Source organism: Microcystis sp. M049S2 (genome assembly GCF_020245625.1).
In the GTDB taxonomy this organism is placed as follows: Bacteria; Cyanobacteriota; Cyanobacteriia; order Cyanobacteriales; family Microcystaceae; genus Microcystis; species Microcystis ichthyoblabe_A.
The window spans coordinates 1-20694 of sequence record NZ_JADBUN010000136.1 but is presented as its reverse complement, the minus strand read 5'-3'; the positions used below and the strand labels follow the sequence as shown (position 1 = coordinate 20694).

Sequence of the window (20694 nt, the reverse complement as noted above, 5' to 3'; positions counted from 1 at the left end):
TTGAGTGATGAATAGGCTTAGATGATTAAATTTAGCTTTTTGGGTCTATTTCTTCGACGATTAAAGTGTCTGCCTCCTGTTTACGCAGACTGAGATGAAATCCCCGCACTCGAATCTCGACGGGATCCCCCAAAGGTGCGACGCGAATAACGGTAAACTCTGTCCCCGGAGTTAATCCCATTGATAACAATTTTCCTTTGTATCCGCGCAATGCTCGGTCATAACCGATGACTTTACCCGCTTTTCCTATGGGTATCTCCCGCAGAAATGTTCTTACTTCAGTTAGGTCTTTTTTGGGTTCCAGTTTTTTCGGTTGAATGTCACTAACGAGGATTTTTTCGGCCATTTCCGCCCCGATACCGATACGATTGTCTTGAATGCCAATTAAAACTGATCCCCTCGGTTGGGAGCTAATTACCTGTAATTGAATGCCGGGGTTTAATCCCATACCTAGTAGTCGATTAATCCCTCCTGTCCCCTGAAATCCCACTAACCAGACGGTTTTTCCCATTTCCACTTGTGCTAAAGGATAAGTGGCAGCAAAGTCATTACCCGTGGGAGTGACATTATCTAATTCTGTCTTTTTACCACCCCAACGGAAAAATTGGGCTTTATTTGGCGATTTTTCTGGTTTTTCTGGTTCATTCGGTCTAATTTTATCGTCCATGCTTTTCTTATCTCCAAAGGTAAGGTAATGAAGGTCTTTCATTCAAGAGTGATAATAATTCCTTAATAGCTCATCGAGTTTACTGAAGTAGCCAAAGGGTGAGAACTGCACTACTGTCAGCCTCAGTCAACGGTTTTGAAACTGTCTAAGACTTGCGATCGCTTAAATAAATGCTAATTATTCTCAATTACCAGTGTAATCCCAAAGGGGAGACAGAAAAGAAAATTTTTTCTTTAAAAAAGTCGCCAGTCTCTGATCCATGGCGATCGCTCAGAGACGAAAATCTTCTTAATGCCGAAAAATTCTCCCTTGCAAGGGAGATTCCCCCAGCTATCTACGAATTAATTGCACCCAGCTACTGGGAACAGAAAAAGCTATATTTATAAGTAAATCAAATCTGTCTTTCTGTTTAAAGACCTATGGATAACAAAATTCTCGACGTTCGCCATCTCACCGTTGAATTTTCTAATCAGAAAAGAACAACAGTCGCCGTTAATAACATTAGTTTTAGCTTGCAGAAAGGTCAAGTTCTCGGTTGTGTGGGGGAATCGGGTTCAGGAAAATCTGTCACCTCCCTCGCACTCATGGGATTGGTTCCCTCTCCGGGAAAAATTACCCGGGGAGAAATTTGCTTTCGTCCAGCAAAAGGTCAGTCAATGCAAGCAGTAGATTTATTATCTATTCCCTCGGAAGAATTGCGTTATTATCGCGGGGGAGAAATGGCGATGATTTTCCAAGAACCAATGAGTTCTCTTAATCCAGTCTATAACATCGAGTTTCAACTCACCGAAGCAATTTTACTGCATCAAAAAGTCACCCCCGAACAGGCAAAAAATCAAGCCATTTCTCTACTGCAAGAAGTGCGCTTATTAGCCAGTGATGAACAGTTAGAGGAGAAGTATATAGAAACTTTTCCCTTAGAAAATAAGGGTCATGTCAGAGAAAAAATTAGAACTTATATTCAAGAACAAAAAGAGGCAATTCTCAAGCGTTATCCTCACGAATTATCGGGGGGACAATTACAAAGGGTAATGATTGCCATGGCGATTTCTTGTAATCCTACTCTATTAATTGCCGATGAACCAACCACCGCTTTAGATGTGACTGTCCAAGCAGAAATATTAAGATTATTAAGAGATTTGTGCAAAAGCGATCGAGAAATGTCAATGGTTTTTATCTCCCACGATTTAGGAGTTATTAACGAAATTGCCGATCAAATTGTCGTGATGTATCAAGGAGAAATTGTCGAACAGGGAACAAAAGAAGAAGTATTAAATTATCCCCAACATCCCTACACAAAAGGTTTACTTGCCTGTCGTCCTCGCTTAAACTCTCGTCCAGAAAAATTGCCCACCGTCAGCGATTTTTTACAAGTGGAAAAAGACTCTCAAGGTAAGATTATTGACTTACAGGAAATTACTCCACCAGCAGTTAAATTTATTACTCTCCAGGAGGAAGAAAGCAGAATTGAAGGTTTACAACATCACGAGAATATTTTATCGGTAGAAAATTTATCGGTTAGATTTCCAGTTAAGGGAGTTTTCGGGCAAGTAAAGACCTTTTTTAATGCCGTAGATCAGGTCAGTTTTGCCGTTAAACGGGGGGAAACCCTCGGTTTAGTCGGTGAGTCGGGCTGCGGAAAATCCACTTTAGCAAGGACAATTCTGCGCTTAATTCCTGCCACTTCTGGAAATATCTATTTCCGAGGAGAAAATCTCGCTAAATTAAACCCCAGCGATCCAAAATTAAGACTACTGAGACGGGAATTACAGATAGTTTTTCAGAATCCCTACAACTCCCTGAATCCCCGTTTATCCATTGGTAAAGCAATTTTAGAACCGATGGTTATTCATCATACCGGCGGCAATTCCCAAAAGCGACGGCAACGAGTAGAATATTTATTAGAACGAGTTAAACTTGATCCTACTTGGTTTGATCGCTATCCCCATCAATTATCAGGAGGACAACGACAAAGGGTGTGTATTGCTCGCGCTTTAGCCTTAAATCCTCAGTTTATTATCTGTGATGAATCTGTCTCTGCTTTAGATGTTTCTGTACAAGCGGGAGTCTTAAATTTACTCAAAGAATTACAGCAGGAATTTAATCTCACTTATATCTTTATTTCCCACGATTTAAGTGTCGTCAGATTTATGAGCGATCGGATTATGGTGATGAATAAAGGTAAAATTGAGGAAATGGGTACAGCTAACCAAATTATTAACTCTCCCCAAAGTGATTACACCCGTAAACTTATCGCTTCCATTCCCCAATTTACCGAAAGTCTTGCTAGTTAAAATTAGCCATCAAACCTAAAGGATTAGCTGCCTCTAATTGTGCCGATAAACCTAACAAAGTGATTTCATCAGCAGGTTTACCCACTAACTGAATTCCCACGGGTAAACCCTGACTATCCACTCCTGTGGGTAAAGCAATCGCGGGTAAACCACTCGCATTAGCAATGGGGGAAGGGGCAATCCAAGCAATCATCTTATTAACCGCTGCTTCCGGTGGTAAATTTTCCCACTCAGCAATTCCGGGGGGTTGATGTAGGAAAATGGGCAAAAGTAAGACATCAAAATTATCAAACATCGCCACAATTTGCCGCGAAATAATGTGCATCTGCTGCACTGCTTGCAGGTACTCCCCCGCGCTGCCAGAATTCTCTAATAACCATTGATTAAGAGGACTTAATAACTGCTTAGGAATTCCCGTCGCTGCCGTCCCCGCTTGCCAAATACGGCGAAAAGGAGCGATTAAAGCCTGTAAATCGGGAGAATACTCCGTTAAATGATGCCCCATACCCTCTAAAATTTTAGCCGTCTCGATCACAGCATTTTTATAAACGGAAGTTGCCTCGCCAAAGGGGGATACGGAAGTAGAAAAAGCGATTCTTAGGGGTTTTACGCCTCTCTGAGTGGCTTCTAGGAAAGAAAAGGGCGGATCGGGTAGCCAGTAGGGATCGCCCGTCGTATAGCCCGAAATCACGGTAAGCAGTGCCGCCCCATCTGCCACCGTCTTAGAAAGAATGCCGTTAGTGGCGATACCGCTTTGAAATTCCCCCACCGGGGCATAGGAAACGCGCCCGCGACTGGGTTTTATCCCCACCAAACCGCAACAACCCGCCGGAGTACGAATGGAACCGCCACCGTCGGAACCCTGGGCAATCGGGCAGAAACCCGCCGCTACCGCCGCCGCCGCACCGCCACTGGAACCTCCTGCGGTATAATCGCGGTTGAAGGGGTTACGAGTCGGCAAAAAACCCGGATTTTCGGTGTAGGGAAAGGACCCTAACTGGGAAGTGGCAGTTTTGCCCAGAAGGATAAAACCCGCCATTTTCATTCTGGTGACGATTCCTTCGTCGTATTGGGCGATATTTCCCTGTAAAGCGGCGACTCCGTAACTAACGGGCATTCCAGCGACGGCATTTAAGTCTTTAATGGCGGTGGGAACTCCAAAAAAAGGCGGTAATTCGGCAGTAGCGGCGATTTGACTTAATTGTTCCGTTTGGATGCTGGCGGTGGCTAGGGCGCTTTCCCCAGCGACATGGACAAAACTACCGATTTGAAAGTCAAATTTCTCGATTCTGTCGAGGTATAAATGGGTTAATTCTAGGGGGGAGATTTGTTTAGTGCGAATCAGTTGGGCTAATTCTAGGGCAGATTTTTGCAATAATTCATCACTCATGAGCGATCGAGTTAAAATAGGTAAGTGAAAATAATTATATTCGTTAGTGGGAAGATGGTTTTAAAAGAAAAAAGGAAAAAGTAAAAAAAGACCATTGCTGTAAAAATTTCCCTATCCCCTATCCCCCCTTGTCTTGGAAAATTATGACCTCACAGTTAATTGAAATTCTCTCGGCTGACGAAATTCGTCGCACCATTACCCGTTTAGCTTCCGAAGTTATCGAAAAAAGTGGCGATTTAAATAACTTGATTTTGATCGGTATCTACACGCGAGGAGTGCCTTTAGCTAATTTAATTGCTAGTCAAATTGAGAGCTTAGAAGGGGTAAAAGTTCCCGTGGGAGCGATCGATATTACCTTCTATCGCGACGATCTTGATCGCATTAAAACCCGCACTCCTGCTAAAACCAAAATGCCCCTAGATGTCACGGGAAAAACCGTGATTTTAGTTGATGATGTTATCTATAAGGGTCGCACAATCCGCGCCGCTTTTAATGCTATTATTGAGTATGGCAGACCGCAAAAAATCCGCTTATTAGTTCTCGTTGATCGTGGTCATCGGGAATTACCAATTCACCCAGATTTTACGGGCAAAAAACTCCCCACCGCAGCCGAGGAACAGGTAAGAGTTTATCTACAGGAGATTGACGGCAAAGATGGGGTAGAATTAATCAAATAAACAGATAATTGGTAACTAATCCCCAGAGGAAAATAAACAGAATTGCCTCGATAATATCGGAAAAAATATCACTTATTGAATTTTTTCCTGTTGAAAACACTGAACAAATTTAACCATCGAATTACTAAAGTCTGCTGAAGCTTTCACCCTCTATATATTTGCTAAATACAGAAATAATCTTTTTTAGGGCAAGGTAAAAGCAGCAATTACGGGATAATGATCGGAGGGAATAAGATTCAGCCAACGGCAAGGATCGACTTTTGCCCAATCTAACTGCAAACGGTTATCATAATAAATGGTATCGATGGCTAAATAAGGGGTATCGGTGTAATTATTAAAGCTCATTTGTTCCGCTAATTCCAAATCGGCTAAAGCGTCCTTTAATTTAATTTCTGACTGCAGAGGTTGAGTTAAAATCTGACGGGGTAATCGTTGAGAATTAACATTAAAATCCCCCGTTAAAAATAGGTAATCTTCTGTTAAATCTAGTTGACAAAAACGCTCCTGTATGCACTTCGCACCTAAGTCCTTAGCTTTGTCGCTATAGTAATCGAGATGGGTGTTATAAAACTGCAAAGTTTGCCCCTCAAGAGTGCGAAATTTAGCCCCCGTTACCATGCGGGGATAGGGATTACCCCAAGCTTCAGTAATACTGCCAATAATATCGGGAGTTTCTGATAACCAAAATTCGTAAATTTCTAAACATTTTAACCGACTTGGTTGATATAAAATCGCACAATGTTCATCTAATCCTGTCCCTCTGCGATCGCTGCCTAAACTTTGGTATTTTGGCAATAAACGGTGTAGATCCAATAGTTGATTAGCGCGAGCTTCCTGAGTACCAATTATATCAGGAGAATAGTGAGCAATTAAAGCCGCTACTGCTTCCCTTCTTACTCGCCAATTACGCTCATCAGGATCGGGTTTATCGTAGCGAATATTAAAGGACATCGCTGTTAGTTTCATAGCAAAATGGAGAATAGGGAAGATGGAAGGGAATGGGTAGTTCTGTCAGTGAATAGTAATCAGTAACCAGTGAACTAAAAACCCACATCTGATAACAAAGTCCGAACATAAAACCTAATTTGTTAAGCTAAAAGCTTTGATGTGCTTAGTTTCTAACCTTCTTTTTAGGTAGGAGAATTGCCAGATTCTGTGTTTTGCCCCTTGCCTCTTGCCTTGAGAAGCTGATAACTGATAACTGCCTTTTTCTAGGATCGAGAATCAGAATCTATATCTGTCTTCACTTCGGGGATAATATCCGGTCTTTGGGCATCTTCCCAACCAACTGGGCGCTTAGAATTATACCAAGCGATCGAACCGATGGTGACAGCAGCCAGAAAACCGACCACATAAACTGCCACGAAATAAACGGGGAATTTGCCACTGGCCACTTCTAGGAGTAGATACATAATTTTTTCACGATTAAGCTTTTAATTTGTATATCTTAACAGAATCGGCCCCCTCATCCCTATTCTCGATCGCTACTGGTCCACCAACCAGAAGGCAGCCAAACTCCGCCATGAAAAGCTATTTTTGCCGGTGTCATCATATATCCCCAAGCTTCGCCGATCAATTCTCGCTCTAGATTATAAATAGGGATTCTGCGACGCTGATACTCGTTTTCTTCTGGAGATCTGCCGGGTTGATAATCTTCCAAACCATCCAAAAGCCCAATATCATAATCTGCGTTAAAAGTCAATAAAATTCCCTTCACCCAGCCCTCTCCCTCGGTCAGTCCGGGATAACCGAGGGCGGTAAGATGGTATAAATGCCCCTTTGTGTAGGCGGTTCTAGAGTTGATCACTTTTCCTGCACAGTAGGCAGAATAGTTACTCTCCCTGGGTTTCAGGGTTCCATAAACAAAAACTTCCATCATCGGTCTAATTGTGCCGCTACTCCTCCTAATAGGATATCGCGAACAAATTGACTGGCTAAAAGTTCCTGGGGAAAACCGAGGGAAATGGCACTGATATTATCAAGTCGTTGCAGCTGTTCCCCAGTCAGGTTAAAATCCACACAGGCGAGATTATCCTGCAATTGGGACAATCTTCGAGCGCCAATGATAGGAATTATGGGGTTAGGGCGATTTCTGAGCCAATTTAACGCCACTTGTGCCGGTGATTTCCCGATTTCTCTGGCAATCTCCAGGACAGTCTCGGCAATTTTCAGATCGCGATCGAGAATTTGAAAAGGTTGGTCGGTCATGCTTAAACGACCATCGACGGGGTTGGGTTGATTATATTTTCCCGTTAAAACTCCTCCTCCCAGGGGACTCCAAGCTGTCACCCCGATGTTTAATGCTTTGGCCATAGGCAATAATTCCCGTTCGGGGGTGCGTTCCTTGAGAGAATATTCTATTTGTAGTCCGATAAAGGGTGTCCATCCCCGTAGGGTGGCTAGGGTGTTTGCTTGGGAGACAATCCAAGCAGGACTGTCAGAAATGCCGATATAAAGCACTTTTCCCATCCTGACCAAATCATCGAAAGCACGCATCACTTCCTCCATAGGAGTGAGAGAGTCCCAAATATGAAGCCAGAGTAAATCGATGTAATCAGTACCTAAACGCTTTAAACTAGCTTCTACCGCCTGAAAGAGGTTTTTTCGATGATTTCCGCAGGCATTGACATCCCCGGGACGGGTGTTGAGAGAATATTTCGTGGCGATTACCCATTTTTCTCGATCGCCCTTGACAAATTCCCCCACTAATGTTTCACTGGTTCCGTTAGTGTAGATATTAGCAGTATCGAGAAAATTGCCGCCCGCTTCCGCAAAAGCCTGAAAAACCGCCCGACTTTCCTCTTTATCCGCTCCCCAACCCCAATCTTCCCCGAATGTCATCGTCCCTAGACATAGTTCGGAAACTCGCAGACCACTATTACCTAAAAGTTTGTAACGCATAATTAACTAAAATTTTGAATAAGAAGTTAATTATAATTGAATTTGATCGACATTTTTGCTAAGTACATTTGAGACAATTTTCATAAGCTAACCCTGGCCTCAGTGGTTATACTAAATTCCGTTGAGAAGGTATAAAGGAGCGGGGAGCGGGGAGCGGTGAATCTGGCTGGTCACAAATGGTGCTGATAATATGGTTAGCATGGAAGCGCAAATGCAAACTGTTGCGGATGTTTTCCTCGGGGATTACTTCTTTCAACAGATGCTCTTTTTCTTCCTCACTTTTGCCACTTTCTTCTATATCTAAAAAGGCTTGTAAGTGTTGCGGATCGATGGTAAATTCTTCCGACTAATAGGGATCAAGGCGGGTAATATTTGCTGATTGGAAACAGGCGATATCTAAATCAATTGGTCCATCAAGAACAGCGATTTTGATGAGTGGATCGCCTTTTGTCTGGGAGCGAAGAGCAGTAATTCCGGGGATAGCATTGAGATCAGGCATAGTTTTTGCAGGTTTTCAAGAACAGTTATAGAATAAAAGCTAGATAACAAAAATAGGGGAATTAAAGATGAGTTCAATGACCCAAACGGTACAATCCTCAAACACAATTCAGGAACCTTCTGCAACGGTGTATTGCTCTTCCCCTTTACCCGACCACACCCAACTCCCCGATAAAGATGGAAGTTTTGTGAAAAACTATCAAGAGCCTCCCCAAGCAGACCTTTTAACGGATACTATCACACCCCTTTTAGAGCAATTACATCCTGACGGTAATTACTGTCTGGGTCGAGATTGTGGGATTTATTGGCGATTGCCAGAGCATCCAGAATCCCTAGAAAAGGGTGCTGTTGCTCCCGATTGGTTTTATGTTCCCCATGTCCCCACGACTATTGATGGTCAAGTCCGCCGTTCTTTTGTGATGTGGAAAGAAACCATTGAACCTGTTATTGCCTTGGAATTTGTCTCTGGCAACGGTGAAGAAGAACGGGATAAAACGCCTGTTAAGGGTAAATTTTGGATCTATGAGCGAGCGATTCAAATTCCTTTTTATGGAATTTATGAGGTTAACAAGGCCCAGATCGAGATGTACCAGTTAGTTAATGGTCGTTACCAAAAAATGACTCCTAATCAGCGCGGTCATTATCCCATTACTCCTTTAAAGGTAGAGTTAGGAATTTGGCAAGGGGAATACCAAAATCAATTCTTTCCCTGGCTTCGCTGGTGGGATGCGGAAGGTAACTTGTTGTTAACTTCCCAGGAATCTACTCAACAGGAACGACAACGAGTCGATCGCCTAGCGGAACAGTTAAGGGCCTTGGGGATAGAACCGGAAGATTAAGGGAAAGTGTTTAACACCAGATGCGACCCCGACGAAACGGCGGATCGTTGGGATTCGCTTTGCGGTCTTTGAACATGGTTTTCCAGCGTCCGTAATCTTCTAAACCAGTGGCGGGAATGTATTTGGCTTTAGGTTGAGTTGTTTCTGATTGCTCAATCTTGGGTTTTTCCGTGGTTGGTTGGTCAACATTCTCGGCAGCGGCTGCTGGTTCTGGCGCACCTTGGCTCTTCTGGTTTTTGTGTGGAAGGAAGAATAGGGATAATTTGGGCGCACGCAGTTCGATTGCTTCTGGATTATACTGGCACTACTTTGATATGATATTTCGCCTATTCTTATCCATTTTTCCAATTTTCTCTCAGCACCTTTGAACGTTCTACAACCTTGATAAATTTGGTTCTTCGGTACTTGTTATGCAAATAATTAACTTAAAATAAAATTCGATGAAAGTGCCTACACTCAAAAATAGCTGAAATCTATACAGGGATAGACTTGAGGCACAAGCCGATTAATACCAAAAGATAGACAATCGAGCTAAGATTTGATATAATGACCAAAAAATTAAACTAGAAGCTATCAAAAAAAATTGACCAAATTTGAAAAAGATGCAGGAGTTAAAGGAAGAATTCAGAAAGATTCACGAAACCTCAGAGAATCCGACAGAAGGACTGCTATCCATCTCGGAATGGTTGGCAAAATCCTCCAGTATTTTTACCAAGAGTTGTCAAACAATCAGAAACTGGTTTGGAGAAATCATTGCGTTTTATGAACGCCCCTACACAATCGTCAATTCAGATTTAAGCTGGCGACTCCTGTTCATTCTTTAAATGTCGGATTTTGCAAAAACTGCGAAACGCTTTATATGCTACGATTCACAAGTCGCAGCGAGAGAAACTTTATCATTAGGTAAATAATAGTCGTCCTTTTGGTTCAGGAATGATTCGTTCTAGTTGTTTGGCAGTTTCAATCCATTCTTGAATAACAAGTTCAGCATTTTGTACAGCTTCTTGATAGGTTTCTCCATCTGCCATACATCCTGCTAATTCTGGAACTTCAACAATAAAAGCTTGATCTTCCTCACTCCAATAAATAATTAATTCATAGCGAATTTTCATCTTTCCCTCCTAATTTATATTTTAAAATTAGATTACGAATTTGTTTGATTTGATAAGTTATGTAGGTTGGGTTGAACAGAGTGAAACCCAACAATTATAGGCTTTGTGTTGGGTTTCGTGCCTCAACCCAACCTACTACTACTGAACCAGAGAACAAAGAATCATCATAACATTATTGATCATCTGGCAAAGCTAAAATTTCATCCCCAATTAAATCAGGTAAATTTTCGGTATGAACGTGCAAGTGAGTAATTGAGCCTATTAATTCTGCCAAAATATCCCCTTTTTGGTCATCAGTTAGGCTTGGTAATTTAAGCTGACTTAGTAAGAATAAAACCGCCTCGCATTCTTCACCTAATTCAGATAATAGAGTGGCCAAGGTAGAGTTGACTTTCAAGGGTTTTTCAGTGTTTGAAATCATTGCTTATTTTCCTCTGTTTAATCGCTTTTCTGCTCTAGATAAACTTTTTTCTAAACCTTTAATTTCTCTTTCTCAGTAATTAATTAAGTTTTCATCGGGGGATTCTTTTTGTTCCTCATTGGCAATTTTTTGATGATGGTTCAGAATTTGATAACGAATGCTTTCAACAGATTTACGAAATTTCTTTTTTGACAAGTATTTACTCCTAACTTGCGCTGGTTAATATCTATCGTAATTATAAACCATAGATTATGTAGGGGAAAATGGCATTTACCCTCCTGGGGTGACGGTGACAGGTATCGAATCGCGGAACCCCTGATAACCTCGTGTTGAACCCCTGTAGGATCGGAGTTTGGAAAAACTGCGAAACGCTTTATATGCTACAATTCACAAGCCGCAGCGCGAGCGAAAGAAACTACTGCGTCCCCAAAACGTCGCCACGCTCCCGAATTATAGTCACCGATCGAGTTGCCTTTCTGCTTGTAGATAGCCAATTGTACGGAAAAGCCAAACTTTCTTCCCGAAGCATTTAACCATTCTCGATCGATCATCCGCAAATCCTCACAGGAAAACTTCTCGGCGGATTTGCTGTCTATCCATCCTTCTTTTTCTCGTTTAGCGGCCGCCAGCATTAGCTCACCTGTTTTGCGATCGAACAGCGATCATCTTCTTAGAACCTCCTGTCAGACAGCGATCGCACCTTAACTAATGAGAAGATAAGGAATAAGTCGGTTGATTAGGGTTTTTATTAAGGGTTTGACAATCCAAACTCTGTTTTTTGTTCGTTGGCTAACTATAGCTTGACTGCCACGGTGGTTGCTTTATTCATCTGGCACAGTCAATTAATTCCTTATTGGATAAGCCTTTTAGCGTGGAGAATGTATTATAACGAACATGAATCCACCGTAAATTATTATTTTTACTCCATAACTTCAATTCTTTTGGCATAGAATTTTCCAGACTTTTCCTCCCATTCTACTAACACTACAGTTCCTTTGGTTAGCTTTGAGACAATTTCAGAGCCGACAAATTTTTCATTAAAATGAATGTGTGGACTCTGATCATTCGGCGCAATTCTTCCCCAAAGTAAATTATCTTTTTCGTTTTGCTTGATAAAAACAATCACACCAACTTTGAGCATTTTTCCTTTTTTTAAATTAGTAGAAATTTGGAATTGATCTCGAAGTTCTTGATTGATTAAAGCTTGTTGTTCAAAAACTTGTTGTGCTTCTGCTAATTTCCCCTGTTTTTCAAGTAATTTTCCTAAACGGTTTAATGTAATAACAACTTCAACTTGAGAATTATATTTATGAAAAATTACTATTAGTCTTTTAAGAAGATTTTCAGCATCAACAAAATTACTTTTTTTAATTAATCGATCATATAAACCATTTAAGCTTCGTAAACCAATAGCAAGTTGAGAAGAATCATTAATATCTAAAGCAACTAAAATTTCATTCTCAAAAGCATCCTGTGATTCAAAAATTCTCTTATTAGAAAGTTGAATTAACCCTAGGCGATGATACCCAATTGCCAACGATTTTTTTTGATTACCAGCTAGACATAAACTTAACATAGCATTCACTGCGTCTAATGCTTGTTCAAATTTTCTTTTACGATGAAATTCTTGTGCCAAACCCCTTAATGATTGAATTAAATCATTGCTATGTTTAAGATATTCTTTGAGTTTTACTACACTTAAAAAACAACGTAAAGCATTATCAAAGTCCCCACTAGAACGGTATAATCCGCCCAAAATCATATAAATACCTACCGCTCTTTGATTATGCCCAAAATTCAAAGACAAAGTGGCTGCTTCTTCTAATACAGAAATAGCTTCATCAGATTTATTTTTTTCTTTCAATAATATCCCTAAGTGGTTTAGAAAACTTGAAAGCTCAAGATATCTATTTTTCGCTCTTGAAATCTTAATTGCCGTTTCAAAAGTTATTTGAGCTTCTTGGAATTTACGCTGCTTTTGAAAAAATCTTCCTAAACAACTTAATCCCACTAACACACCTTGCCAATCTTGTATTTTTTGAGCGATTAAAATTTGTTGCTTAAAAAGTCGTTTTGCTGCTTTGAATTGGCTAAATTGTCTGCTTGACATAAATAACTGTCCTAAGTTACCTAAAGCAATAGCAAGTTCAAAAAAATCTTGAATAGCTGATGCAACCTCAATTTCTCTTTCAAAAACTTTTTGGGCATTCTCTACTTGCCCTTGAGATAGAAGCAGTTTTCCTAAACGACTATAAGTAATACATAATGCTTTATCATCTCCAATTTCTTCACCGATAACAACTTGTTCTTTAAAAGCCCTAATTGCTTTCTCGATCTTACCTTGTTTCTGAAAAATTATCCCTAATACATTCAATAGTTTGGCTTTACGTTTCTTATATTTACTGTAGCTCAAACTTTTGAGATTTTTTAAATGAGTTGCAGCTTCTTTGATAATTTTCTCGGCCTCTTCAAACTTTTCGGCAAGGGATAAATAACGTGCTTCGTGCATTTGATATTTAACAACAGCATTCCAATCTTTAGCCTCTTCAGCCCAAGACTGAAATGTTTTCATTAATTTTATGGCTTTTTCGTAATAACCATTTTCTTCAAAGAGTGGCTGTAATTTTAAGATAAATTCATAACGTTCTTTTTTATCCTGCTCTGTTAGACTTTCTTGATTCTGATTCTGTAACCACTGAGCCGCTAAAATTACATCATCAAGACTTTCAGCAACTTCAGGAATAACCTCTATATTTTCTAATTCAGGGGATTGTAACCACTCGATAAAAAACTTAGCATGACGTTCCTGAGCAATCGCTAATAAATTATTTTCTTCAGCCAAATTTCTGGCATATACACGCACTAAAGTATGAAAAACAAAGCGATTATCTCCCGTTTCAGCAGAATTTAGCAACGATAAATTAGACAAAACTTTCAAATATTTCTGCCGAGCATCAACCTCATTTTGACAACCTGCTGCTGCCGCCGCCGTTTGCCAAGCGAAACCATCTTCTGCACAAACACTACAACAAGCAAAAAAATCTTTTTGGTCTTGACTCAACCTTTCTAAACTTATGTTCAGAGAAGCTGTCATATTAAGCTCCTCATCACCCCATACTTCCAGTAGAGACAGGCGAGTTCTTTCTTGCTGTAAAAGAACTCGATAATCGGCAAGACGTTGAGAGGTATCCCGCAATCCCTTACCTGTAATTTGTAACGCTAGAGGAAGACAACCGACCAAACGAATAATTTCATAAGCCGCTTCTGATTCTGCTTTGACTCTTTCTAATCCTAAAATTTTTTCTAATAATTGATAGGCTTTTTCTTCTGGCAATGGATCGAGATCGATAGTTGCTTCCGAAGGAATACCTAAAAAGGCCGAAAGCTCACGATTGCGAGTCGTAATAATCACGGAACAGAGATTGCCACCAGGACGCAAATGCCGAATTTTTGGATCGACTGCACCATCAAAAATTAACAGCATCCGACGGTGAGCAAACGTCTCTTGCATGAGAATTGCCGCCTTTTCTGCTCCTTGATCTTCTTCTGAATCAACTTTTTCCCCAGAAAACTTTAAACACTCATTTACAAATTTACGAGCAATTTCATAAAGATTTTTCCCATCTACCTTGAAGCCGATGACCCCATCAGGAAATTTATCTTTGTGAATGGTTGCAAAATGATAGGCTAAAGTTGTTTTACCAATACCGCCACCACCCGAAAGCCCAACAATACTACAAACACGAGAACCAGACTGATTAAATAATTGTTCCTCTAGTTGCTTGAGTTCTGCTTCCCGTCCCGTAAAGGTAGGTTCATCTAACTGAGGCAACGCAACACGAGATAAGGAGTGAGAATCAGCATATCCTCGCTCAACCTCTAATGAGTTTTTGGAAGCTAAGAGTGGATTTACACCGCCTACTTTTTTAGGCGTTGCACCGCCTTCATCAAAGTAGGAAAATGGCGATTTAAAAAGTTTTTTATATCCAACTCAGTTTTTATGGAAATTCCCACAAAAGGGGGAATCGAAGAAATAACCGTTTCAAGTTTAGCGGCGGCTGTAGAGTCAGGTTCTTCGACTTTAGCAAGGATTTTTTGCAAATATTCTATAACTTCTGCATTTTCTCCCTGAAGTTGTCCGACTCCTTTCACAAATTCAGCAACAACAACTTCCGCTTCAGATTCTGAAATTTCAACTAGATTGGACTGGTTAGCGATAATTTGCCAGTATTCTTGCTCATATTTCCCAATTTGAGGACTGATTTGAATTTGAATTCTTTGTCGCAACCTAGTCTGTTCCTCTGGGGAGGCCAAAATCAGAGCAGTCTCGATACCATACTTCTGTTCGTAAAGCTTGTCAAGATGGGACTCAATCTCATTCAGACGATTTTTGTTCATAGCTTAATTCTTCACCTTCAATTAGTCTGGTAATAGTGACATACTCGTCGCTAAAAGCGAGTGGTTCCTTAGCTTTGGTCTTACTCAGCCTCCGCAGGTTTTGCTCTTCCCTAAAGAAGGCACTAACTGGCGTAATAGTTTCCTATCACCGAGGCAGACTCTCTGTGTCCCAAAGAGTATAAGTAGGGTTTTTTTGTCTCCCAGTCATAATCTCACAATAACAATTAGCGGGCCTTGGGGCAATTCTAGCATTCTAGCTAATTAGAATTGGAGGTGTCTAGTCTTTATACAGTCGAAAAATGTAGCGGGGGCATTCATCCGACATTTTAGGTAAAATTTCCCAGATTTTCAGATATTCTCGCTAACTACTTTTGTAGGTCTTCATTGGCCCGAAAAATCGCTTCTTGACCATCACTAGAGGCCACAAAACCCATAAAAGCTTTGACCGCTTCACTAGCAGGTTCTTTGTAAACGTAGTAAAGGGTACGCTGCCAGGGATAATTAGGTTCACTGGCTGAAATTCCGTCCACAGCGAGCGCCCTGACGGTTTTTTGGTCGGCAATTTGGCTATAGGTTGCGTAACTAATGCCATTCAGTCCCAAAACTCGCAAAATTGGGGTGGTGGCATCCCTCTCCATCATTTGAAAATTAGTTCCCGTACCAAATTCTCCCCCTTGCAGCACTTCCTGACGAAAACTTTGATAAGTGCCACTAATAGGGGGACGATTAATCACTTGAATAGTAGCAGCAGAACCGCCCACCTCCGACCAAGAGGTGATTTTTCCGGTAAAAATATCTTTAACTTGGGCAGTGGTTAACCCCCCCGCAAAGGGATTTTTTACTCCCACTACAACAGCGATCGCATCTCGAACGATCGGACTAGAAGCCAATCCCTGAGAGCGTTCTGACTCGGTTAAAGGTCGTGACACCGCCGCAATATCGATCGCCCCCCGGGCTACTTCCTCTAATCCCTTATCAGATCCTTGAGCATTTGTCAAGACCTCTACCCCCTGAAATTTGGCCGTTAAAGCGGCTTTTAAGGCTTGATTAATCTGTACCATACTGGTGGAGCCGTTAATGCGAATTGTCGTGCCACTGGGGATAGAAGTCCGTGGGGCAAAACTGACCACTCGCTGGGGTGAGGGGGGAGGGGGTAGGGGAGAGGAGGCACTTCCCGATGTGGGGGATTTTTGCGGACTTTTACTGCTGCCACAGAGAAAAAATTCTTGACCCGCAGCACATTGACTTTGCAGCCAGAAGTAACCTCCACCTAAAATGCCCGCAGTGGCTAAAAGAGCGATTATTAAAGCAGTTGTTTCGTTTTTTTGAGACATACCCATCATTTGCTGACATTAGGGGGTCGATCGCCCCGACACCGGTGATCAATGGAAGTTTCGATGATATTATCTTAGTGCATGGAAATCCACTCTTAATTTAGGACTGTATATCATGACCCACGCACCTATATCCCCAGTCGTACTGGTTATCCTTGATGGTTGGGGTTATCGCCCGCAAAGGTCGGATAATGCGATCGCAATGGCGAAAACCCCGATTATGGATAGTCTCTGGGAAGTTTATCCCCACACCTTAATCCGCACCTCCGCTAAGGATGTGGGACTACCAGAAGGACAGATGGGCAACTCGGAAGTTGGCCACCTCAATATCGGAGCGGGGCGGGTTGTACCACAAGAGTTAGTACGGATTTCCGATGCGATCGAAGATGGTTCGATTCAACAAAATCAGGCTTTATTAAAACTCTGCGCCGAGATTCGCCCCAAAAAAAGCAAATTACACCTGATTGGTTTATGTTCCGAGGGGGGAGTTCATTCCCATCTCGATCACTTACTGGGATTATTAGACTTAGCGAAAGTGCAAGGGATTAGCGATGTCTGCATTCATGTCATCACCGATGGTCGCGATACCAACGTCACCGACGGGATGCTGGCGATTAAACGGATTCAAGAACATATTAATAAAATTAAACTCGGTCGCATGGTGACTCTCAGTGGCCGTTATTATGCCATGGATCGGGATCGCCGTTGGGATCGGGTGGAAAAAGCCTATAACGTGATGACCAGTGATCAAGGTATCGACGGGCGATCGATTACTGAAGTATTACAGGCATTTTATGATCAAAATATTACCGATGAATTTATTCCCCCCACCAGAATTGCCCCGGGGGCGATCGAAGCGGACGATGGGGTGATATTCTATAATTTCCGTCCCGATCGAGCTAGACAGTTATGTTATGCCCTGACTATGCCCGATTTTGAAGATTTCGATCGAGATTTAATTTCTCCCCTCAGTTTTGTCACTTTCACCCAATACGATCCGAAATTACCGGTAGATGTGGCTTTTGCTCCCCAGAATTTAAATAATATTTTAGGACAGGTGATCGCTCAACAGGGATTAAAACAGTTTCGTTGTGCAGAAACCGAAAAATATCCCCACGTCACCTACTTTTTTAATGGGGGGTTAGAAAAACCCTTTGAGGGAGAAGTGCGCGAATTAATTCCTAGTCCAAAAGTCGCCACCTATGACCAAGCGCCGGCCATGTCGGCAGCCGCGGTGACAGCAGCGGTCTGTGGGGCGATCGAACAGGGTATCTATAGTCTCGTGGTGGTCAATTACGCTAACCCCGATATGGTGGGTCATACGGGCATTTTAGACGCGGCCATGAAAGCAGTGGAAACGGTGGATCTATGCTTGGCTAAGTTGTTAAGTAGCGTCAATAAATTGGGGGGAACAGTGTTAATCACTGCCGACCACGGTAACGCGGAAACGATGGTGGATGAGTCGGGTAATCCTTGGACGGCCCACACGACTAATCCCGTTCCTTTAATTTTAATTGAAGGGGAAGGGAGAAAAATACCCGGCCACGGTGGCGATGTGCAGTTGCGGGATGATGGTCGTTTAGCCGATATTGCCCCCACTATCCTGGAAATTCTCTCTATTCCCGTCCCGATAGAAATGACCGGGCGATCGCTGATTAAACCGGCCGAAGTGGAAATTAAAGCCAGTCGCACTCCCGTCCGCATCTCGCTTTAACAGTGATCAGTAATCAGTAATCAGTAATCAGTGGAAATAATTAAAAAATTGGCTAATTAGGGTTTGCGGCAAAAAGTACGGGCGAAGCATTCGGATAGAAAATCTCCGGTTTCACCGATAGGTTATTGCCCGAATGCTTCGCCCCTACAGGACGCGGGCCGATGAAGACGCAAGGTTTGGAAGCACGATTCTCTCAAAATCTTGCACCTGTTTCGCGAAATAAGACCCTACAACCCTTACCTCGTCTATATTTCACCATTATTCAGCAAGCCCTAATTAGCAGAAAAATGACCAATAAAAACCGCTCTCTTGTAGTTATGCTGATCAGCAAATCTTATCGAAGAAAGGGCGTAGGGCATCTTTGAATGTAAGATAATGAACATTTTTCAGCCAATTTCCGAGAGAGCCATAAAAATTTAAAACTTACATCTGATAACTGATAACTGATAACTGATAACTGATGATAACTGCTATACTTTGTAATGGAAAATAGAGAGTAATAATCATGACAGTGGTGCTGGTAGTACAGATTATTTGGGCGCTGGCGGCGGCCTTTCTGGCGATTTTGGTGTTATTACACAGTCCCAAAGGGGATGGTATTGGCGGTATTGGCGGTCAATCACAGATTTTTACCAGCGCAAAAACGGCGGAAAAAACCTTAAATCAGGTGACTTGGGCGTTGGGGACGGTATTTATCACCCTAACTATTGTACTGAGCGCCGGCTGGTTAAATCGCTAAATGCTAAGAGGTCGGTTCTCTTTTCTAGGACTCGCAGCCTTGGCGAGTCTTTTGCTGTTTTCCTATTCTTTGATCGCCGACAGTCGATCGCTACCAGAGTTAAAAACCCATCCTTTACCCGCTAATTTAGCCCAATGGCAAGAGCAAAACCAGTCCGGGGATTATTTTGATGCCGTGGAAATCAGTCCCGTGGGGGCGTTGATTTGGTCGCAATTTCCCGTGAAGATTTATGTTCACAGCGATCGCAGTTCTTGGCTGAGTTTGGTACAACAGGCGATCGCTGAATGGGGGCAGTATTTGCCGATGGAGTTGGTAAATCGGGCAGAATTGGCCGATATCCTCATTAAACGGGAGTTACCGCCGTCGGGAGTCCGTTTTAATGTCGAAACTGGTAAGTTAGAACTGCCCCGGGTGCGTTCTGCCATAACACAATACGAGATTTTTGTCAAGGAAAATCGCTTAACTCATCGGATGAGTATCCAGATTAGTCCTAATTTAGCCGATCGGTCGGCCTTAGCGGCAGCGCGGCACGAATTAGGTCACGCTTTGGGAATTTGGGGTCATAGTCCCCTAGAGACGGATGTGATGTATTTCGCTCAAACTAGAGATATTGCCCCGATTTCTAGCCGGGATATTAACACTTTAAAAAAGGTTTATCAGCAGCCAACTCAGTTAGGTTGGCAGATGGATCAGCTAGGGTATCTAATACCTGAATAGGTAAATATTGCTCTTCAGTCGGTTCTGCTATTAAAAAGTATAAGTTATGGATATACTTAGTATAACTGACTAAGATCCAGAAGATTAACCATCGCTTAAACCTCTATTTCCTCTAGCCATGTTTTAATCGCACTGATTAACTTGGGTTGCTGGGGAGGGGTGTTGCTGACTCAAGCTATGAATGCCAACTGTGCATCCTATCCAAAAGTTAGTTTGGCTCTAGGTTTTAAAAACCCCACACAAGAAGATTCCTATTGCAAATCAGCAACCCCAATCTTTGCCACCCTCGACAACTAAGCCAATACTAGAAACATATTGTACGGGTTTGCCTAACATTAAGGGATCTATTTCTCCCCAATCGTAAGGTTCATAATCTTCTAAACGAGATAGTTCGCTATCTAACCAATCATCTCTAGGGGCTGTTTTTTCTGAGGGATTGGGCTGTTTCAGGGAGTCTAAGGGTTTAGTCATGGGGAAAAAATGTCCTATACACAAACATTTTACCCACTATTGACCAACTCTTTAGTTCATCTACACCTCTATTTCCTCTAGCCATGTCTGAATCACGCTGATTAAGTTGGATTGTTGGGGTTTGAAATATTTGTTTGAGTAATTGTTTCGCTTCTTCTCTTTCTTCGTCTGATAAATAATCTTTTCCTTTGACACTGGAAAGATAGCTTTTGCTATTGCCGACAGCTTGAATATAACGCTGTTTTCCCTGATTAAAAATCTCTGTAAATCTCTGATGTTGCTGCCTTTGAATTTCGTTAGGTTGATTCATTATAAGTATAAGTAAGTAGGTGTTAAAAGTTGTCAAACACCCCCCTTATCAAGGGGGGCAGGGGGGATCAGCACCCCCCTTATGGACTTGCGCTTTGATAATGTACCTTTTGGGCGAACGCAGTTCGCCCCTACATTGTGGACAAAATCCGTTACTGTAGGGGCGCAAAGCTTGCGCCCTCCGATCGATTGGGATATTATTCCCACGCAAGT

24 protein-coding genes and 1 pseudogene are annotated in these 20694 nt (G+C 42.0%); 8 read left to right on the top strand and 17 right to left on the bottom strand.

Annotated features, from left to right (window positions below):
- Positions 1-31: 31 nt before the first annotated feature.
- Positions 32-667: a FeoA family protein gene (locus IM496_RS11735; RefSeq protein ID WP_287233982.1), complete on the bottom strand. Its 636-nt coding sequence runs from the start codon at positions 665-667 to the stop codon at positions 32-34.
- 170 nt (positions 668-837) lie between these two features.
- Between IM496_RS11735 and IM496_RS11730 the strand changes: the two genes are divergently transcribed.
- The gene (locus IM496_RS11730) at positions 838-1053 is read left to right on the top strand and encodes a hypothetical protein (protein ID WP_287661997.1); all 216 of its coding nucleotides are present in this window, start codon (positions 838-840) and stop codon (positions 1051-1053) included.
- 33 nt (positions 1054-1086) lie between these two features.
- On the top strand, positions 1087-2961 hold the full coding sequence (locus IM496_RS11725) for an ABC transporter ATP-binding protein (RefSeq protein WP_287661996.1): 1875 nt from the start codon (positions 1087-1089) through the stop codon (positions 2959-2961).
- On the opposite strand, the gene IM496_RS11720 is transcribed toward IM496_RS11725, so the two are convergent.
- Positions 2954-4351 carry an amidase gene (locus IM496_RS11720; RefSeq protein ID WP_287661995.1) on the bottom strand — a complete coding sequence of 466 codons (1398 nt, stop codon included), beginning with the start codon at positions 4349-4351 and terminating at the stop codon, positions 2954-2956. The genes IM496_RS11725 and IM496_RS11720 overlap by 8 nt on opposite strands.
- A 143-nt stretch (positions 4352-4494) precedes the next feature.
- Here IM496_RS11720 and pyrR point away from each other — a divergent pair, with 143 nt between their 5' ends.
- Positions 4495-5028: a bifunctional pyr operon transcriptional regulator/uracil phosphoribosyltransferase PyrR gene (pyrR, locus tag IM496_RS11715; RefSeq protein WP_150976025.1), complete on the top strand. Its 534-nt coding sequence runs from the start codon at positions 4495-4497 to the stop codon at positions 5026-5028.
- Positions 5029-5211: 183 nt separating this feature from the next.
- Here pyrR and IM496_RS11710 read toward each other — a convergent pair whose 3' ends face one another.
- The 5 genes from IM496_RS11710 to IM496_RS11690 form a co-directional block, all read right to left on the bottom strand.
- The gene (locus tag IM496_RS11710; RefSeq protein WP_287661994.1) at positions 5212-5994 is read right to left on the bottom strand and encodes an endonuclease/exonuclease/phosphatase family protein; all 783 of its coding nucleotides are present in this window, start codon (positions 5992-5994) and stop codon (positions 5212-5214) included.
- Between the two features lie 245 nt (positions 5995-6239).
- Positions 6240-6440, bottom strand: a complete 201-nt coding sequence (gene psb35 / locus IM496_RS11705) for a photosystem II assembly protein Psb35 (RefSeq protein WP_002737145.1) — start codon at positions 6438-6440, stop codon at positions 6240-6242.
- A gap of 59 nt (positions 6441-6499) precedes the next feature.
- Entirely contained in the window at positions 6500-6907 is a 408-nt protein-coding gene (locus IM496_RS11700) for a gamma-glutamylcyclotransferase family protein (protein ID WP_287661993.1), read from the bottom strand.
- Complete coding sequence (locus IM496_RS11695; protein WP_002742186.1) at positions 6904-7929, bottom strand: aldo/keto reductase; 1026 nt, start codon at positions 7927-7929, stop codon at positions 6904-6906. The genes IM496_RS11700 and IM496_RS11695 overlap by 4 nt, the downstream gene beginning before the upstream one ends.
- Before the next feature lie 346 nt (positions 7930-8275).
- Entirely contained in the window at positions 8276-8428 is a 153-nt protein-coding gene (locus IM496_RS11690; protein WP_287661992.1) for an anacyclamide synthesis AcyG domain protein, read from the bottom strand.
- Between the two features lie 67 nt (positions 8429-8495).
- Between IM496_RS11690 and IM496_RS11685 the strand changes: the two genes are divergently transcribed.
- Entirely contained in the window at positions 8496-9266 is a 771-nt protein-coding gene (locus IM496_RS11685; RefSeq protein ID WP_194013208.1) for a Uma2 family endonuclease, read from the top strand.
- 10 nt (positions 9267-9276) lie between these two features.
- On the opposite strand, the gene IM496_RS11680 is transcribed toward IM496_RS11685, so the two are convergent.
- Entirely contained in the window at positions 9277-9384 is a 108-nt protein-coding gene (locus IM496_RS11680) for a cyanobactin biosynthesis PatC/TenC/TruC family protein (RefSeq protein ID WP_271926632.1), read from the bottom strand.
- Positions 9385-9817: 433 nt separating this feature from the next.
- On the opposite strand from IM496_RS11680, the pseudogene IM496_RS11675 reads away from it, so the two are divergent.
- Positions 9818-10045: pseudogene (locus tag IM496_RS11675) on the top strand (transposase); the annotation flags it as partial.
- A gap of 120 nt (positions 10046-10165) precedes the next feature.
- Here IM496_RS11675 and IM496_RS11670 read toward each other — a convergent pair.
- The 7 genes from IM496_RS11670 to IM496_RS11640 form a co-directional block, all read right to left on the bottom strand.
- Complete coding sequence (locus IM496_RS11670) at positions 10166-10378, bottom strand: type II toxin-antitoxin system HicB family antitoxin (protein WP_002765615.1); 213 nt, start codon at positions 10376-10378, stop codon at positions 10166-10168.
- Positions 10379-10550: 172 nt separating this feature from the next.
- Positions 10551-10799, bottom strand: coding sequence for a hypothetical protein (locus IM496_RS11665; RefSeq protein ID WP_002745417.1), 249 nt, complete (start codon positions 10797-10799; stop codon positions 10551-10553).
- 72 nt (positions 10800-10871) lie between these two features.
- On the bottom strand, positions 10872-10994 hold the full coding sequence (locus tag IM496_RS11660) for a hypothetical protein (RefSeq protein WP_002753062.1): 123 nt from the start codon (positions 10992-10994) through the stop codon (positions 10872-10874).
- Positions 10995-11179: 185 nt separating this feature from the next.
- A complete protein-coding gene (locus IM496_RS11655) occupies positions 11180-11458 on the bottom strand; it encodes a GUN4 domain-containing protein (RefSeq protein WP_287662003.1) in 279 nt (92 codons plus the stop codon).
- Positions 11459-11718: 260 nt separating this feature from the next.
- Complete coding sequence (locus IM496_RS11650; protein WP_287661991.1) at positions 11719-14631, bottom strand: tetratricopeptide repeat protein; 2913 nt, start codon at positions 14629-14631, stop codon at positions 11719-11721.
- 86 nt (positions 14632-14717) lie between these two features.
- Positions 14718-15197, bottom strand: a complete 480-nt coding sequence (locus IM496_RS11645) for a hypothetical protein (protein WP_194013205.1) — start codon at positions 15195-15197, stop codon at positions 14718-14720.
- Positions 15198-15562: 365 nt separating this feature from the next.
- Complete coding sequence (locus tag IM496_RS11640; RefSeq protein ID WP_287661990.1) at positions 15563-16540, bottom strand: phosphate ABC transporter substrate-binding protein; 978 nt, start codon at positions 16538-16540, stop codon at positions 15563-15565.
- Between the two features lie 106 nt (positions 16541-16646).
- On the opposite strand from IM496_RS11640, the gene gpmI reads away from it, so the two are divergent.
- The 3 genes from gpmI to IM496_RS11625 all read left to right on the top strand — a co-directional run bounded on the left by gpmI (position 16647) and on the right by IM496_RS11625 (position 19701).
- A complete protein-coding gene (gene gpmI, locus IM496_RS11635) occupies positions 16647-18245 on the top strand; it encodes a 2,3-bisphosphoglycerate-independent phosphoglycerate mutase (RefSeq protein ID WP_287661989.1) in 1599 nt (532 codons plus the stop codon).
- Positions 18246-18750: 505 nt separating this feature from the next.
- Complete coding sequence (gene secG, locus IM496_RS11630; protein WP_002736485.1) at positions 18751-18984, top strand: preprotein translocase subunit SecG; 234 nt, start codon at positions 18751-18753, stop codon at positions 18982-18984.
- Entirely contained in the window at positions 18985-19701 is a 717-nt protein-coding gene (locus IM496_RS11625) for a peptidase (protein ID WP_287661988.1), read from the top strand.
- A 261-nt stretch (positions 19702-19962) separates the two neighbouring features.
- On the opposite strand, the gene IM496_RS11620 is transcribed toward IM496_RS11625, so the two are convergent.
- Positions 19963-20172, bottom strand: a complete 210-nt coding sequence (locus IM496_RS11620) for a hypothetical protein (protein ID WP_002761322.1) — start codon at positions 20170-20172, stop codon at positions 19963-19965.
- Positions 20165-20482 carry a hypothetical protein gene (locus tag IM496_RS11615; protein ID WP_287661987.1) on the bottom strand — a complete coding sequence of 106 codons (318 nt, stop codon included), beginning with the start codon at positions 20480-20482 and terminating at the stop codon, positions 20165-20167. The genes IM496_RS11620 and IM496_RS11615 overlap by 8 nt, the downstream gene beginning before the upstream one ends.
- Positions 20483-20694 lie beyond the last annotated feature (212 nt).

Excerpts from the sequence above, each read along its gene's own strand:
- IM496_RS11730 (WP_287661997.1), top strand. The coding sequence starts at position 838 with ATGCTAATTATTCTCAATTACCAGTGTAATCCCAAAGGGGAGACAGAA.
- IM496_RS11720 (WP_287661995.1), bottom strand. The coding sequence starts at position 4,351 with ATGAGTGATGAATTATTGCAAAAATCTGCCCTAGAATTAGCCCAACTG.
- IM496_RS11710 (WP_287661994.1), bottom strand. The coding sequence starts at position 5,994 with ATGAAACTAACAGCGATGTCCTTTAATATTCGCTACGATAAACCCGAT.
- IM496_RS11640 (WP_287661990.1), bottom strand. The coding sequence starts at position 16,540 with ATGATGGGTATGTCTCAAAAAAACGAAACAACTGCTTTAATAATCGCT.
- IM496_RS11695 (WP_002742186.1), bottom strand. The coding sequence starts at position 7,929 with ATGCGTTACAAACTTTTAGGTAATAGTGGTCTGCGAGTTTCCGAACTA.
- IM496_RS11685 (WP_194013208.1), top strand. The coding sequence starts at position 8,496 with ATGAGTTCAATGACCCAAACGGTACAATCCTCAAACACAATTCAGGAA.
- IM496_RS11725 (WP_287661996.1), top strand. The coding sequence starts at position 1,087 with ATGGATAACAAAATTCTCGACGTTCGCCATCTCACCGTTGAATTTTCT.
- IM496_RS11625 (WP_287661988.1), top strand. The coding sequence starts at position 18,985 with ATGCTAAGAGGTCGGTTCTCTTTTCTAGGACTCGCAGCCTTGGCGAGT.
- IM496_RS11670 (WP_002765615.1), bottom strand. The coding sequence starts at position 10,378 with ATGAAAATTCGCTATGAATTAATTATTTATTGGAGTGAGGAAGATCAA.
- IM496_RS11665 (WP_002745417.1), bottom strand. The coding sequence starts at position 10,799 with ATGATTTCAAACACTGAAAAACCCTTGAAAGTCAACTCTACCTTGGCC.
- pyrR (WP_150976025.1), top strand. The coding sequence starts at position 4,495 with ATGACCTCACAGTTAATTGAAATTCTCTCGGCTGACGAAATTCGTCGC.
- IM496_RS11690 (WP_287661992.1), bottom strand. The coding sequence starts at position 8,428 with ATGCCTGATCTCAATGCTATCCCCGGAATTACTGCTCTTCGCTCCCAG.
- secG (WP_002736485.1), top strand. The coding sequence starts at position 18,751 with ATGACAGTGGTGCTGGTAGTACAGATTATTTGGGCGCTGGCGGCGGCC.
- IM496_RS11735 (WP_287233982.1), bottom strand. The coding sequence starts at position 667 with ATGGACGATAAAATTAGACCGAATGAACCAGAAAAACCAGAAAAATCG.
- IM496_RS11620 (WP_002761322.1), bottom strand. The coding sequence starts at position 20,172 with ATGACTAAACCCTTAGACTCCCTGAAACAGCCCAATCCCTCAGAAAAA.
- IM496_RS11645 (WP_194013205.1), bottom strand. The coding sequence starts at position 15,197 with ATGAACAAAAATCGTCTGAATGAGATTGAGTCCCATCTTGACAAGCTT.
- IM496_RS11700 (WP_287661993.1), bottom strand. The coding sequence starts at position 6,907 with ATGATGGAAGTTTTTGTTTATGGAACCCTGAAACCCAGGGAGAGTAAC.
- gpmI (WP_287661989.1), top strand. The coding sequence starts at position 16,647 with ATGACCCACGCACCTATATCCCCAGTCGTACTGGTTATCCTTGATGGT.
- psb35 (WP_002737145.1), bottom strand. The coding sequence starts at position 6,440 with ATGTATCTACTCCTAGAAGTGGCCAGTGGCAAATTCCCCGTTTATTTC.
- IM496_RS11615 (WP_287661987.1), bottom strand. The coding sequence starts at position 20,482 with ATGAATCAACCTAACGAAATTCAAAGGCAGCAACATCAGAGATTTACA.